Genomic DNA, 12,987 nt, shown 5'->3' with positions numbered 1-12,987 from the left:
GATGGGATGTCCGAAGGGACAGGCGGCGAGCCGGTGAGCGCCGCGCCTCGAGGATGTCCGAAGGGGCAGGTGATCCACCTGAACGATGACGGGTGGATCTGCGCGGTCGAGATGTCCGGAGAGACAGGTCGAGTATGGCGCGGTCGGAGCGCGATATGTTCAAAGGGACAGGTTGAACACAGCCGCGGCCCGAGCGCGCGCGAGATGTCCGGAGAGACAGGTCGAAGACGACTACGGGGAACGGCGCGAGGGGCGTCGCCGCGAGCGACGCCCCTCGCGGGCCGCGGCGGGGTCGTCGCTCAGCGCTCGGCCTGGCTGTCCGCGGGGACAGGCGCGGCGGGCGGGGTGAGCAGGTCGGCGCCGACCTTGCGGGCGAGGGCGAGGACCTCGCCCATCCCGCGGGCGACCATGGCCGACGGGTCGGCGCCGTCGCCGAAGGCGGTGATCTTGACCTCGCCGAACTTCTGCGCGAACGCGCCGGCGATCGCGGGCAGGCCGGTCTCGACCAGGGCCATGCGGATCCGGTCGTCCGAGACGAGGTTGTCGACCTCGCGCGCGGCCCGGGCGACGGCCGCTCGCACCTCGCCGGCCAGACGCTCGAGCTGCAGCTCGCGCTCCTTGAGCCGCGCGGCCGCGGCGCTCTCGAGGTCCTTGAGCTCGGTGTTGGCCTTGTTGCGCTGCATGGCCAGCTGCGCGCCGAGCTCGACCTCCTTCTGCTGGGTGGCGTGCTTGACCTCGAGCAGCTGACGCTCGGCCTCGGCGTACTTGCGCTCGCGCGCGAGCTGGGCGATCCGCACGGCCTCGGCCTGGGCCGCCTTCTCTTGCTCGAGCTGGGTTTTGGCGCGCAGCTCGCCGAGCAGGCGGGCCTGCTCGCGCGCGCCTCGCTCGTCGGCGAGCTCGGTGGCAGCCTTGAGCTCGGCGATCGCCCGCGACTGCGCGCGCGCGGCCGTCTCCTCGGCGAGCTCGGTGGCGGCCTTGAGCTCGGCGATCGCCCGCATCTGGTCGCGCACGCGCTGCTCCTCGGCGGCGTGCGCGGCCAGCTCCTCGCGCTTGGCGTGCTCGGCCAGCTCGGTCTGCATGGTGCGGCTCTCGGCCTGGGCCTTGAGCTCGCGCGTGGCGGTCTCGCTGGCGATCTTGGCCTCCTCGATCTGGCGGGCCGAGGTCGCCTCGAGCGTGGCGATCTCGCGGGCGCTCTCCATCTCGGCCATGCGGGCCCGCAGCGCCAGCTCGGCGCGGAACTTGGCCTGCATGTCCTGGAACACGGTGTCCGACAGGATCTGGACGTTCTGGATCTCGACGGTGTCGATGATGACGCCCCAGCCGGTGGCGCTGGTGTCGTCGGTGCGGCCGCGGCCCTCGACGATCGGGACCAGCTCGGCCATGAGCTCGCGCGCGATCGACTCCTTGCGGCGGGTCATGGCGTCCTCGACGCGCAGGTTGGCGACGAGGCGGCGGGTGGCGCCGACGAACATCTCGGTGAGGATCTCGCCGAGCTTCTCCTGCGCCCGCTCGCTGTACGAGAAGTTGAGCATGCGGAAGGTCAGCTCGGGCTCGGCGATCCGGTAGACGGCGAGGCCGGTGATCTGCACGCCGACTTTCTCCAGGGTGACCTGGTCGGCGGTGAACTGCAGACGGTTGATGGTGGTCGGGATGACAGCGACGCTGTCCCACGGCCACTTGAAGCAGCTCGCGCCCTGACCGGTGCTGGCGCGGCGGATCCGCCCGCGGCGGACGTGGATCAGGTACTCGCTGGGCTTGGCGGTGATGAAGCCCCAGCGCTTCATCTTCTCGGGGTCCTCCACGGGCTTGCCCTGGCGCCAGGCGTTGTCGGTGGGGGCGGGCGTGGTGGGGGCGGGCTTGGCTGTCATCGTTCGACTCCTGCGCGAGACCCCTTAGCAGCCGGCGTGCCAGGCGCTGTGACGGGCCCGCTGCGGAGTCGTGGCGCGGGTGAACGGCGGACGTCGCGGTAGCGATGGGAGCGGGGGTGTATCAAAGCGAGGCAGGTGGATCGTTACGATGCACCTGCGGCGAACGGACCGTGCGGGCCCGAGGTCAGGCGCGGATCTTGAGGGTCTTGATCTTGCGCAGGAGGGTGGCGCGACCGATGCCCATGGCCCGGGCAGCGCCGCTGCGGTTGCCGTCGTGGGCGGCCAGCACGGCCTCGATGTAGAGCTTCTCCATCTCGTTCCACGACAGCCGGGCGAGGTCGGTCCCGCCGCGACCGGCCTTGCGGCCCGCGGCCGGGAGCTCGCGCGGGTCGGCGGGCAGCGGCAGATCGGCGACCTCGATGGCGTCGCCGACGCTGAGGACGACCGCGCCCTCGATGCAGTTCTCGAGCTCACGGATGTTGCCGGGCCAGCTGTGCCCATGCAGCCGCGCGAGCGCGGGCGGGGAGAAGCGCACGACCTGCTTGTTGTGGCGCTGGGCGAAGCCGGCCAGGAAGTGATAGGCGAGCTGCTCGAGGTCCTCGGGGCCGCGCTCGCGCAGCGGCGGCATGGCCAGCGAGAGCACGCGCAGGCGGTAGTAGAGGTCCTCGCGGAAGCGCTGGCGGGCGACCATGTCCTCGAGGTTGCGGTTGGTGGCAGCGAGGATCCGGACGTCGACCTTGAGGGTCTTGCGCCCGCCGACCCGCTCGAACTCGCGGTCCTGCAGGACGCGCAGCAGCTTGCTCTGGAGCGTGAGCGGGACCTCGCCGAGCTCGTCGAGGAAGACGGTTCCGCCGTCGGCGGCCTCGAACTTGCCGACGCTGCGCTGGTCGGCCCCGGTGTACGCGCCGCGCTCATGACCGAAGAGCTCGTTTTCGATCAAGGTGGCCGGCAGCGAGGCGCAGTCGACGGCGACGAAGGGCCGCCCGGCGCGCGGGCTGTTGTAGTGGATCGCCCGCGCGATCAGACCCTTGCCGGTGCCGGTCTCGCCGGTGATGAGGACGGTGGCGTCGGTGCCCGCCGCCCGTGTCACGAGATCGTAGACGCGTCTCATCCGCGCGCCGCCGCCGACCACGCCGTTGAAGCGGTAGCGCAGCGGTCCGCCGGTGGGGGCCCGCAGCTGGCCGTAAAGACTGGTGCTCTCGACCAGCATGGCGACCTGGCTGGCGAGCGCGCGCAGCAGGGCCTCGTCGTCGTCGTCGAAGGCGGCGCCCTTCTTGTTGAGAAGCTGGAGGACGCCGAGGATCTCGCCGGCGCGATCGAGCACCGGGACGCACAGCATCGAGCGCGTGGCGTAGTTGGTGGCGCGATCGATGGCGCCGTAAAACCGCGGGTCGCCCTCGGTGTGCGAGAGGTTGATGGCCTCGCCGGTGCGTGCGACGTGGCCGGCGATGCCCTGGCCGACCTTGAGACGGATCTCGCGCAGCTCCGGCAAGTGCGCGGCCTTGCTGAACAGCTCACCGCGGGCCCGATCGACCAGGTAAAAGGTGCCGCGGTCGGCGTCCATGGCCCGGGTGACGGTGTCGATGACCTGCGCCAGCAAGGCGTCGAGGTCGACCTCGCGGCGCACGAGCTCGCCGAGCGCGAACAGCACGCTGTCGCGATCGACCCGCGTGCGCCGCGGCGGTGTCTCTCCGGTGCTCGGCTTCGCCGGTCTCTTGCGCGCTGCTGGCTCCATTCGACCAGTGTATCAGAATGAGACGGTGGCTCAAACCGAGGCGTGCGTTCCCGCGCTGCAGTGAAGACAGCGCTGGAGCCGCGCGCGTGGGCGACGGAGCGGCTCGGCGCGGATGCAGGCGTTGACGCCCGCGCGAGCCGTTCGCGATAAAATCGCCATGATGAAGTCGGGACGCGCGAAGGTGCTGGGGAGGACTGCGCTCGTCGGCGCGCTGCTGATCGCAGGCTGCGGCGACGACGGGATGGGGAAAGAGACCGAGACCACTCCGACCACGGAGCCGACGACCAGCACCGGGACCGACAGCGAGACGAGCACCGGGACCGCCACCGAGACCACCACCGAGACCGCCACGGGGACCGACAGCGAGGCGAGCACCGTCTCGCCGACGACCGAATCGCCGACCACGACCGAGGGCGGCGAGAGCATGTGCAACCCGAAGATCCAGGACTGTCCCGAAGGCCAGAAGTGCGTGGCCTACGACTCGATGGCGACGAACTACTGGGACGCCAACAAGTGCGTCGACGAGCCGATGAACGCGGGCGCGGTCGGAGACCCGTGCAACATCGACATGGGCGAGTCGGTGTTCTCGGGGCTCGACAACTGCTCGAAGGGGACGATCTGCCTGAACTTCGACTTCGCCACCGGGCAGGGCGGGACCTGCACGGCGTACTGCGGCGAAGGCAACACGTGCGGCGAGGGCGAGCTCTGCCTCGAGTCGGCGAACGAGGGCGTGCTGCCGGTGTGCCTGCAGTCGTGCGACCCACTGCTGCAAGACTGCGAAGACATGCAGGGCTGCTACGGCGACTCGTCGTTCGGCGGCTTCATCTGCTTCACCCCCGACCCCGGCCAGAACATCGGCGACGACAACTCGCCGTGCGAGTACACCAACGCGTGCCTGGCCGGCTTCAGCTGCCAGGCCGCCGAGACGGTCGAAGGCTGCATGGGCGCGATGGGCTGCTGCACGCCCTTCTGCTCGGTGTCCGGCGGCGACGCCGACTGCGCCCCGACGGAAGACTGCGTGCCGTTCTTCGCCGACCCACCGCCGGGCACCGACGATGTCGGCGTGTGCGTGATCCCGGCCTGAGGTCGAGAGGTCGCACACTCGAGGAGCCGCGAGAGTTGCTCGCGGCTCGCGCGAGGCGATGCGAGGTCGAGCGAGCGGGACGCGAGAGGTCGCGGTCGATCGCTCAAGTCCCGCGAGGTCGGCCAGCGAGATCGCGAGGTCGAGCGGGGGGCCCTGGCGGAAGGCGACCAACGCAAAGAGCCGCGACGAAGATCGTCGCGGCTCTCGGAGCGCGCGTCGTGACGCGATGACGATCTCAGTTCGAGATGCGCGCGGCCGGACGAGCGAAGATCCGGTCGAAGGCGTGCTGGACCTCCTCGGACATGTCGGTGAGGGCGCCGAAGCCGATGAGGTAGAAGGGACGGTCGCGGACGGTGACGCGCCAGACCTGCATCGGCTGGCCGTCGGTCAGTTCGTCGATCATACCGGCACGCAGGGTCGCGGGCTCCTCGACGAAGAGGGGGGCGACCGCGGCGACGCGGCTGCCGAGGTCCTTGTCACCGGTGCCCGAGAGGAACAGACCCTCGCGGGTGGCGAGCGTGAGGTGCTCCAGGCCGGTCCGCTGGGCAACGGCCCGAAGGTAGAGATCCCCGGCGGTCCAGGGGTTTTCGCTGCGATCTTGGCGTCGTTCGTGCGTCATCCGACAAAAACTCCGGTGTGGGTGATGTAGGATAACCGCCGACTTCGACGGGGACAAAATTTCGGCGAATCGCCGGGGTGCTCAGCGGGAGCGGGACTTCAGCCCGGGCGGAGCCTCGTGGCCGAACACGCTCTGCCAGACCTCCTCTACCGACCGGAGCTCCACCTCGCTGCGGTCCAGCTCCGCCAGCCGATGCTTGAGCTCCTTCGGGAGGGTCACCCCATCCGCGTCCGTGAGGATCCGCGGAGGCCGTCGTGCAAAAGGAGGGGTCGTCATGCCGATTCCGTAGCATGACGAGCGAAAGAGAGCAGGGGAAAAAACTCGGGTTCCATCCGGAGGCCGAACGGGAGATGCGAGAGGCCAGCGCCTTCGCCGCGCGACTCGGGCCCGTCCACGTTCACCGATTGGAAGCCGAGTTCCAGCGAGCACTCGGGGCAATGCTGCGTTTCCCCGGAGCCTGGCCGCCGTATCTGTTCGGCACCCGGCGGTGTTTCCTCGCCGGGCTGCCGTACTTCTTCGTGTACCGCAAGCGGCGGCGGGTCGAGGTGGTGGCGCTTTGCCATCACCGGCAACGGCCGGGGCTGTGGCGGCGGCTTCTGTCAGAAGATTTGCCAGTCGATCGCCGGGTAGCCGAGGTCCTCGAGGGCGGCGTTGATGGCCGAGAACGGCCGGCTGCCGAGGAACTTCGGGCCCTTGCCGAGGATCGGCGAGGGGTGGGGGGCGACCAGGATGCGGTGGCGGCGCTCGTCGATGAGGGCGGCTTTCTTCCTGGCGAAGTCACCCCACAGCGCGAACACCACCGGCTCACCGCGGCTGCTCAGGGCGCGGATGACGGCGTCGGTGAACTTCTCCCAGCCCTTGTTCTTGTGCGAGCCGGGGGTGTGGGCGCGGACGGTGAGGACCGTGTTGAGCAGCAGGACCCCCTGCTCGGCCCACGGCTGCAGGTTGCCGTGCGGAGGGATGCCGGACCCGAGGTCGGCCGCGAGCTCCTTGAAGATGTTGGCCAGAGAGGCGGGCGGCTTGACCCCGGGCAGCACCGAGAAGCACAGACCGTGGGCCTGACCCTCGTCGTGGTACGGGTCCTGGCCGAGGATCACGACCTTGACCTGCTCGAAGGGGGTCGCCTCGAAGGCGCGAAACACGTCCTCTTCGGGCGGATAAACCGTATTATTTTCGCGCTCATAGCTGACGAAGTCGACGAGGTCCTTGAAGTATGGCTTGGCCATCTCTTCGGCCAGCGCCGCGTGCCAGCTGCCGGGCAGGGTCCAGTTGCCGTAGCCGTACATGCAGCACCTCCTCAGGCGATCCGGCGCACGGTCTCGGACAGCAGGGCCACGCCGAAGCCGGTCCCGCGGTTCTTCGGGAAGCTCGGGCCGGCCAGGTCGATGTGGCACCACTGCGCCTTGGTGTCGTCCATGTGCCAGTAGACGAACTGCGCCGCGCAGGCCGACTGGGCGTTCATGCGATTCTTTACAGAATTGACCATATCTGCGATATTACTCTCGAATTCTTGCTTGTAGAATTCGGGCGCGAACGGCAGCGGGTGGACGAGGTCGCCGCAGTGCTTGCCGGCGGCGATGATGGTCTGCTCGAGCGACTCGTCGTTGCTGACGACCGCGGCGTGCAGCAGGCCGGTCGAGATCATCTGGGCGCCGGTCAGGGTGGCGGCGTCGAACACGATCTCGGCGCCGAGGGCTCGCGCGGCGTAGCTGACGCCGTCGGCGAGCAGGAGGCGGCCCTCGGCGTCGGTGTTGTTGATCTCGACCGTCTTGCCGGAGTGCAGGCGGAGGATGTCGTCGGGCTTGTAGGCGCCAGGGCCGACCGCGTTCTCGGCGATGCAGAGGAGCAGCGAGACCTTGTGCTTGCAATGATTGGCGGCCAGCACGCAGAAGGCCCCGAGCACGGCGGCCGCGCCGCCGAGGTCGCCCTTCATGGTGTTCATGGCGCCGCTGATCTTGAGACTGAGGCCGCCGGTGTCGTAGGTGATGCCCTTGCCGACCAGGGCGATCGAGCGGCCGCCGCCGGCGGCCGGCGTGTACTGGGCGATGAGCATGCGCGGCGGCTTGACCGCGCAGCGGCCGACGGCGTGGATGCCGGCCAGGCCCTCCTGGAGCAGGGCGTCGCCGACGATCTCGCGCAGCTCGACGCGTGGAATCGCGGTCAACAGCTCACGCGCGCGAGCTGCGAACTCCTCGGGATTGAGCTCGGTCGGCGGCGTGTCGACGTGGAGTGCGGCGATCCGCGTCGCGTGCATCGTCGACTCGACTTCGGGCGGGATCGGGATCGGGCGCCCGGCGGGGTCGAGCGCGAGGATCTGGACCTCGGCGCCGCTGGACGCGCCGCTCTTGCTCGAATAGAGCGGGAGGGCGCGGCCCACGGCGTTGATGGTGGCGAGCAGGTGCGCGGGATCCGGCAGGATGACGATGATTCCGGCCTTGCTGCCGCCGAGGTCCGCGGCCGCCACGACGCGGCGCACACTCTCGGCGCGGCTCGGCGAATTGTAGCGAGAACCGTGGTCGGGGAGCACGCCGAGGAGCAGGCGTCGCGGCTCCGGCAGCCCGGTGAGCGTGCCCGAGACGGCTCCGAGCTCGCCGGGCTTGGTGTCACGCGCGAGTTCGGCGAGCAGCGCCTGCGCCGGCGCCGGCAAGAACACCGGCAACTCACCGGTGAGGACGTTTGCCGCCGCGACGACGAGGACGGCGCGGCTGCCGTGGAGCAGAGCGGGAATGGTCGGGGCGAAGCTCAGGGTCGTGGGCACGGCCGGGAGCATGCCACAAGCCGTCGACTGCGTCGTCCTGCGCCTCTACGCGCGCGCCATTGCGGCGACTGCCGCCGGGTTTTGCCGAAGACGCGCAACACCGGGGGAAGGTGTGTTAACGTCACAGGGTCCCCCGAGAAGCCATGAGCAAACCGGAAGACCAAGCACAAGCAGACCCCCTGCTGGGGACGACTTTCGCTCGGCGCTACTTGATCGAGCGCCGGCTCGGCCGCGGTGGGATGGGCGTCGTGTACCAGGCGACGCAGATCGACTTGAATCGCCCGGTGGTCCTCAAGGTGCTGGCCCCCGATTGGGTCGGCGACTCGGAGGCCCTGGCCCGCTTCGAACGCGAGGCCCGCGGGCTGTCCAGCCTGCAGCACCCGAACATCGTGACCATCCACGACTTCGGCAAGGTGGACGGCCGCGCGTTCATCGTCATGGAGTACGTCCAGGGCGAGACGCTCGACCGCTTCGTCCGCCGCCGCAACCACCTCACGCTCGCCGACTTCGTGCCGATCGCGGCGCAGGTGCTCAAAGGCCTCGGCGAGGCCCATTCGCGCGGGATCATCCACCGCGACATCAAGCCCGCCAACATCATGCTGTGCGAGCGGCAGGGGCGGGCCAACTACGTCAAGATCCTCGATTTCGGGCTCGCCAAGCTGGTCTCCGGCTCGTCCGACATCACCAAGCAGAACGTCCTCGGCACGCCCACCTGCCTGTCTCCCGAGCAGATCCTGGGCGAGAAGATCGACCAGCGGGTCGATGTTTACGCGGTCGGCATCCTGTTCTACTTCATGCTGACCGGGGTGATGCCGTTCCAGGCCGACAACGACGCGTCGGTCCTGTACAAGCACGTCCACGAGAAGCCGCAGCCGATCCAGGAGCTGCTGCCGGCCGACAGCGGGGCCCCGGAGGGGGTGCTGGAGCTCATCAGCCGGTGCCTCGAAAAGAGCCGGGAGCGGCGCCCACGCGACGCCAACGAGGTCGTCGAGGGGCTCATCGATCAGGTGCCGTTCTCGATGTTCCGCTTGCCGCGGGCGCAGCCGCGGACCGAGCCGCTGGAGCCGGAGGAGCCGCAGAGCACCACCGAGCACAGCAAGCCGATCCCGTCGCCGGAGAACATCGTGGTCGGCACGTTCGGCCGGCCGCGGTCGGCACCGGCCGTTGCCGCCGCGCCGCTTGCGCAGGGGATGCCGGGCGCGCCGGGCGGGCCGCAGACGATGCCGTCGTCGGTGATGCCCATCACGGCTCAGTTCCCGCAGGCGACCCTCGACCAACTCAAGGCTCAGGGCATCCCGCTGGAGGGTGGGAGCCTGGTGCAGAGCCAGGACGGGCGCACGCTGCTCGTCGTCGGCCCGCAGGCCCAGGAGGCCGCCGCCCGGCAGCGCACGCTGAACCTGGTCTACGGCGGGGTCGCGGCGCTGACGGTGATCGCGCTGCTGTTCTACGCGCTGAGCGGCAGCGGTCCGGCCGAGGCGGAGACCGAGCGGCCCGAGGTGGCGACCCGCGAGGAGGGCGGGCGCGAGCAGCTCGAGGGCAACCTCGACAAGATCGCGCAGCTCATCGACGAGGGCAAGCTGCCGCAGGCGGAGCGCAAGCTCGAGAGCGCCGAGGAGGAGTTCGCCCGCGACCCGGAGCTGTCCGACCGCGCCGACGAGCTGCGGTCCCGCCTCGAGGTCATGAAGGCGCTGGCCAGCGCGCGCAAGCACGAGCGCGACGGCGACCGCATCAGCGCGGTCAAGGGCTACCGCGACGTGCTGGCGCTCGACGCCGGCAACGAGGAGGCCAAGCAGCGCATCAAGGGGCTTTACCCCAACCTCAACCCGGACATGGGGTTTGCGATCATCACGATCCGCTCGGCCCCGGTGACCGCGGAGGTCACGCTGGACGGCGGACCGCTCGGCTCGACCCCGATCGACGTGCCGCTGCACGCCGGCAAATACAACATCTCGCTGACCGCGCCCGGCTACGGGCCGATGCAGACCGCGCTGAGCGTCAGCGCGGCCAAGGATCAGCCCTACGACTATCTGCTGACCCGGACGGGGGCGCCGGCGAACCCGCAGCCGCCGGTCGAGCAGCCGAAGACGCCGACGGGCGGGGGCAGCAAGCGGCCTCCCGGGGGCGGGACCAAAAAACCGCCCGACGGGCAGGTCAAGCAGAAGCCCAACCCCGCGCCGGAAGACGATTTGTTGCCGGTCGGTCCGAGCAAAAAGCGTTAGTCTCTAGCTCTCGGTTCGTGCGGGTCGCGCGTGACGACCCCGCCCTGAAGGCCCCCCATGAAGAAGCCGATCGTCACTCTCGTGGCCGCTGCGTTTCTCGCCTCGAGCATGCCCGCCCGCTCGGCGGCGGCTGCGGTGTACGTCCCGATCGCCGTGCGCGCGGCGCTGGCCCAGCCGCCGCCCACCGACGCGAACGGCGAGACCTTCGAGAGCTTGGCCGAGCAGGCGCGCGCCAAGTACCGCGAGAAGGACTACGCGGGCGCGGTGGCGCTGTTCGAGCGGGCCTACGCGCTGCAGCCCGACCCGGCGATCTTGTTCAACATCGGCCGCATCCAAGAGCAGGCCAACAACGTCGACGCGGCGATCGCCTACTACCAGAAGTTCATCGCCGACGAGTCGGTCGACATCGGCCTGCGCGACACGGCGCTGCAGCGGCTCGCCACGCTCGAGAAGATCGTCGAGATCCGCGAGAAGGAAGAGGCCAAGTCGAAGCCGAAGCAGCCCGAGCCGAAGCAGCCCGAGGCGGGCCAGCAGGTCGGGCCGCAGCCGGGGCCGCAGCCGCCGCCCGGCGCCGACAAGGCGGGGCAGAGCAAGGCCAAGATCCTGAAGCCGATCGGCTACACGATGTTCGGCGTCGGCGCGGCGCTGCTGATTGGCGGCGGGGTCGCGGGCGGGCTGGCCAAGGGCCAGGAGAACAAGTTCGAGGCCGCGGAGACGCTCGACGACCAGCGCGAGGCCGGTCAGAAGGGCAAGTCGCTGGCGGCCACCGCCGACGGGCTGTTCATCGCCGGCGGCGTGCTCGCGGTGGTCGGCATGGTGCTCTTGCTGGTGCCGAAGGCCCGCAAGTCGAAGGCCGTGCAGGCGATGCAGCCCAAGGTCTCGCCGAGCCAGCTCGGCCTCGGTTACGTCTACCGCTTCTGAGCCGCGAACGCTGGAGCTTTGCGACCATGTCGTCAGTCTTCTCGCATCTGCTTGTCCGGTTCTCTGTGTGCGGCGCTCTCGGGGTGATCGCGGGCGCGTGCTCGGCGACCCTCGACTTCACCGAGTGCTACGAGGACGCCGACTGCGCGGCGTTCTTCGACGACAACAAGCCGATGTACTGCGCGGCCAACGTCTGCAAGATCCGCGAGAAGGGCTGTGACGCCAACTCGCAGTGCGCGGGCCTCGGCGAGTCGTACATCTGCGCGACCTCGAGTGCGCCGCGCGAGTGCGCCTCGACCGAGTCCGACGAGTGCGGCGCACCCATCTACCCCGGCGGCGAGATCAGCGACGACGTCGCGTTCATCGGCGTGATGCTGCCGAAGACCGGCGCCGACGCCGACCTCGGGCTCGAGATGGAGAAGGGCGTGCTGGCGGCGGTCGAGGAGTTCAACGCCAGCGGCGAGCTGCCGAACGGCGACAAGATCGCGCTGGTGGTGTGCGACACCCAGAGCGAGGTCGCGGCGGCGACGTCGGCCGCGCGCCACCTCGGCGACACGCTGACGATCCCGGTGCTCATCGGCCCGGCCGACGACGTCGAGTTCACTGCGGTGGTCGATCAAGTGACGTTCGCCCAGGGCGTCAACGCGTTCACGATGGGGCCGATGATCACGGCCGACATGAGCGAGCTCGACACCTCGACCGGCAGCGGCCTGGTGTTCCAGGCGATGGCCGGCGCGAAGTTCCAGGGCCCGGCGCTGGGCGAGCGCATCGGGGCCGACTTCGCCGGCGACCCGACGGCCAACGCGATCCTGCTGCTGTCGGAGGACGCGTACGGGCTCAGCCTTTACAACGCGGTGGCGACCGAGGAGACGAGCGGGCCGAGCCAGATCCCGCAGGTCCCGGGCAGCCAGTTCATCGCCTCGTACCGCGGGCTCGACGACGCCACCAAGGGCGCCAAGGCCAAGCTCGACACGGCGCTCAAGACCTTCGCCGAGCCGCCGATGCTGATCCTGCTCGGGCGGTCCGAGGTCGCCGAGATCATCAAGCACTACAAGACCACCGGCGCTCCGCTGCCGCAGAAGATCTACGTGACCAAGCGGGCGATGCCGGCGGTCGCGGCGCTCGAGGACCCCGACCTCGCGGGCATCGTCGTCGCAGTCACGCCCGACCTCGAGACGCCGCAGCTGGCCAAGCTGCGCACGCGCCTCGGTGAGGCGAACCTCGCGCCCGAGGGCGCGCTCGCCTACGACGCGACGATGGCGTCGCTGTTCGGCATGGCCGCCGTGAAGTCGGGCGACATCGTGGTCGGCCTGCGCGTCGCCGACGCGTTCAAGAAGCTGTCCGACAAGGCCGGCACGCCGGTCGACTTCGGCGTCGGCCCCAAGATGTTCGTGCCCGCGGCGCTCACCGCCTTCCAGTCGAGCAAGACCGTCGACCTCGTCGGCATCACCGGCCCGCTCGACTTCGACGCCAGCGGCGAGGTGTGCAGCCCGATCGCCGCCTACACGCTCGACGACAAGGGCGGGTGGACGAAGACCGCCGTGTACGCGCCGGCCTGCCCCAGCGCCACCGGCACCTGGGCGCCCGCGCCCTGAGCCGCGCTCACCCGCGCGAGAGGCGTGACCGCCAGGACATGTCCTGGCGGTCATGCTGCTTTCGGGCCCGACCTGGCGCAGGCGACCCAGCGTGGGGAGCCCATGAGCGCTCGAGAATTGCGGTCGTCAGGCTGCTCGTGTCGCTTGTCGACGGAGCAAGCGACAGGGCCGTTCGGACATGTCCGAAC

Annotated in this window: 10 protein-coding genes; 4 read left to right on the top strand and 6 right to left on the bottom strand. The window is 69.9% G+C overall.

Going from position 1 to position 12,987, the window contains the following annotated elements; translation table 11 throughout:
* Window positions 1–299: 299 nt before the first annotated feature.
* Complete coding sequence (locus OV090_RS02995) at window positions 300–1,868, bottom strand: hypothetical protein (protein WP_267701934.1); 1,569 nt, start codon at window positions 1,866–1,868, stop codon at window positions 300–302.
* A gap of 184 nt (window positions 1,869–2,052) precedes the next feature.
* On the bottom strand, window positions 2,053–3,603 hold the full coding sequence (locus tag OV090_RS02990; protein ID WP_267701933.1) for a sigma 54-interacting transcriptional regulator: 1,551 nt from the start codon (window positions 3,601–3,603) through the stop codon (window positions 2,053–2,055).
* A gap of 160 nt (window positions 3,604–3,763) precedes the next feature.
* Between OV090_RS02990 and OV090_RS02985 the strand changes: the two genes are divergently transcribed.
* Window positions 3,764–4,687: a hypothetical protein gene (locus tag OV090_RS02985; protein ID WP_267701932.1), complete on the top strand. Its 924-nt coding sequence runs from the start codon at window positions 3,764–3,766 to the stop codon at window positions 4,685–4,687.
* A 235-nt stretch (window positions 4,688–4,922) separates the two neighbouring features.
* Here the strand turns inward: OV090_RS02985 and OV090_RS02980 are convergent, their stop codons facing one another.
* The 4 genes from OV090_RS02980 to OV090_RS02965 form a co-directional block, all read right to left on the bottom strand.
* Window positions 4,923–5,306: a hypothetical protein gene (locus tag OV090_RS02980; protein ID WP_267701931.1), complete on the bottom strand. Its 384-nt coding sequence runs from the start codon at window positions 5,304–5,306 to the stop codon at window positions 4,923–4,925.
* Between the two features lie 81 nt (window positions 5,307–5,387).
* Window positions 5,388–5,582, bottom strand: coding sequence for a hypothetical protein (locus OV090_RS02975; RefSeq protein WP_267701930.1), 195 nt, complete (start codon window positions 5,580–5,582; stop codon window positions 5,388–5,390).
* Window positions 5,583–5,905: 323 nt separating this feature from the next.
* The gene (gene ung, locus OV090_RS02970) at window positions 5,906–6,592 is read right to left on the bottom strand and encodes a uracil-DNA glycosylase (RefSeq protein ID WP_267701929.1); all 687 of its coding nucleotides are present in this window, start codon (window positions 6,590–6,592) and stop codon (window positions 5,906–5,908) included.
* Between the two features lie 11 nt (window positions 6,593–6,603).
* Window positions 6,604–8,064 (bottom strand): leucyl aminopeptidase family protein, encoded by a 1,461-nt coding sequence (locus OV090_RS02965; RefSeq protein WP_267701928.1) that lies wholly within the window; start codon window positions 8,062–8,064, stop codon window positions 6,604–6,606.
* A 143-nt stretch (window positions 8,065–8,207) separates the two neighbouring features.
* Here OV090_RS02965 and OV090_RS02960 point away from each other — a divergent pair, with 143 nt between their 5' ends.
* The 3 genes from OV090_RS02960 (at window position 8,208) to OV090_RS02950 (ending at window position 12,799) form a co-directional block, all read left to right on the top strand.
* Entirely contained in the window at window positions 8,208–10,283 is a 2,076-nt protein-coding gene (locus tag OV090_RS02960; protein WP_267701927.1) for a serine/threonine-protein kinase, read from the top strand.
* Window positions 10,284–10,340: 57 nt separating this feature from the next.
* Window positions 10,341–11,204: a tetratricopeptide repeat protein gene (locus OV090_RS02955; RefSeq protein ID WP_267701926.1), complete on the top strand. Its 864-nt coding sequence runs from the start codon at window positions 10,341–10,343 to the stop codon at window positions 11,202–11,204.
* A 65-nt stretch (window positions 11,205–11,269) separates the two neighbouring features.
* Window positions 11,270–12,799, top strand: coding sequence for an ABC transporter substrate-binding protein (locus OV090_RS02950; RefSeq protein WP_267701925.1), 1,530 nt, complete (start codon window positions 11,270–11,272; stop codon window positions 12,797–12,799).
* Window positions 12,800–12,987: the final 188 nt, after the last annotated feature.

It is taken from the genome of Nannocystis sp. RBIL2 (genome assembly GCF_026626745.1).
In the GTDB taxonomy this organism is placed as follows: domain Bacteria; phylum Myxococcota_A; class Polyangia; order Nannocystales; family Nannocystaceae; genus Nannocystis.
The sequence above is the reverse complement of the archived record's forward strand: the minus strand, read 5'-3'. Positions and strand labels throughout refer to the sequence as shown.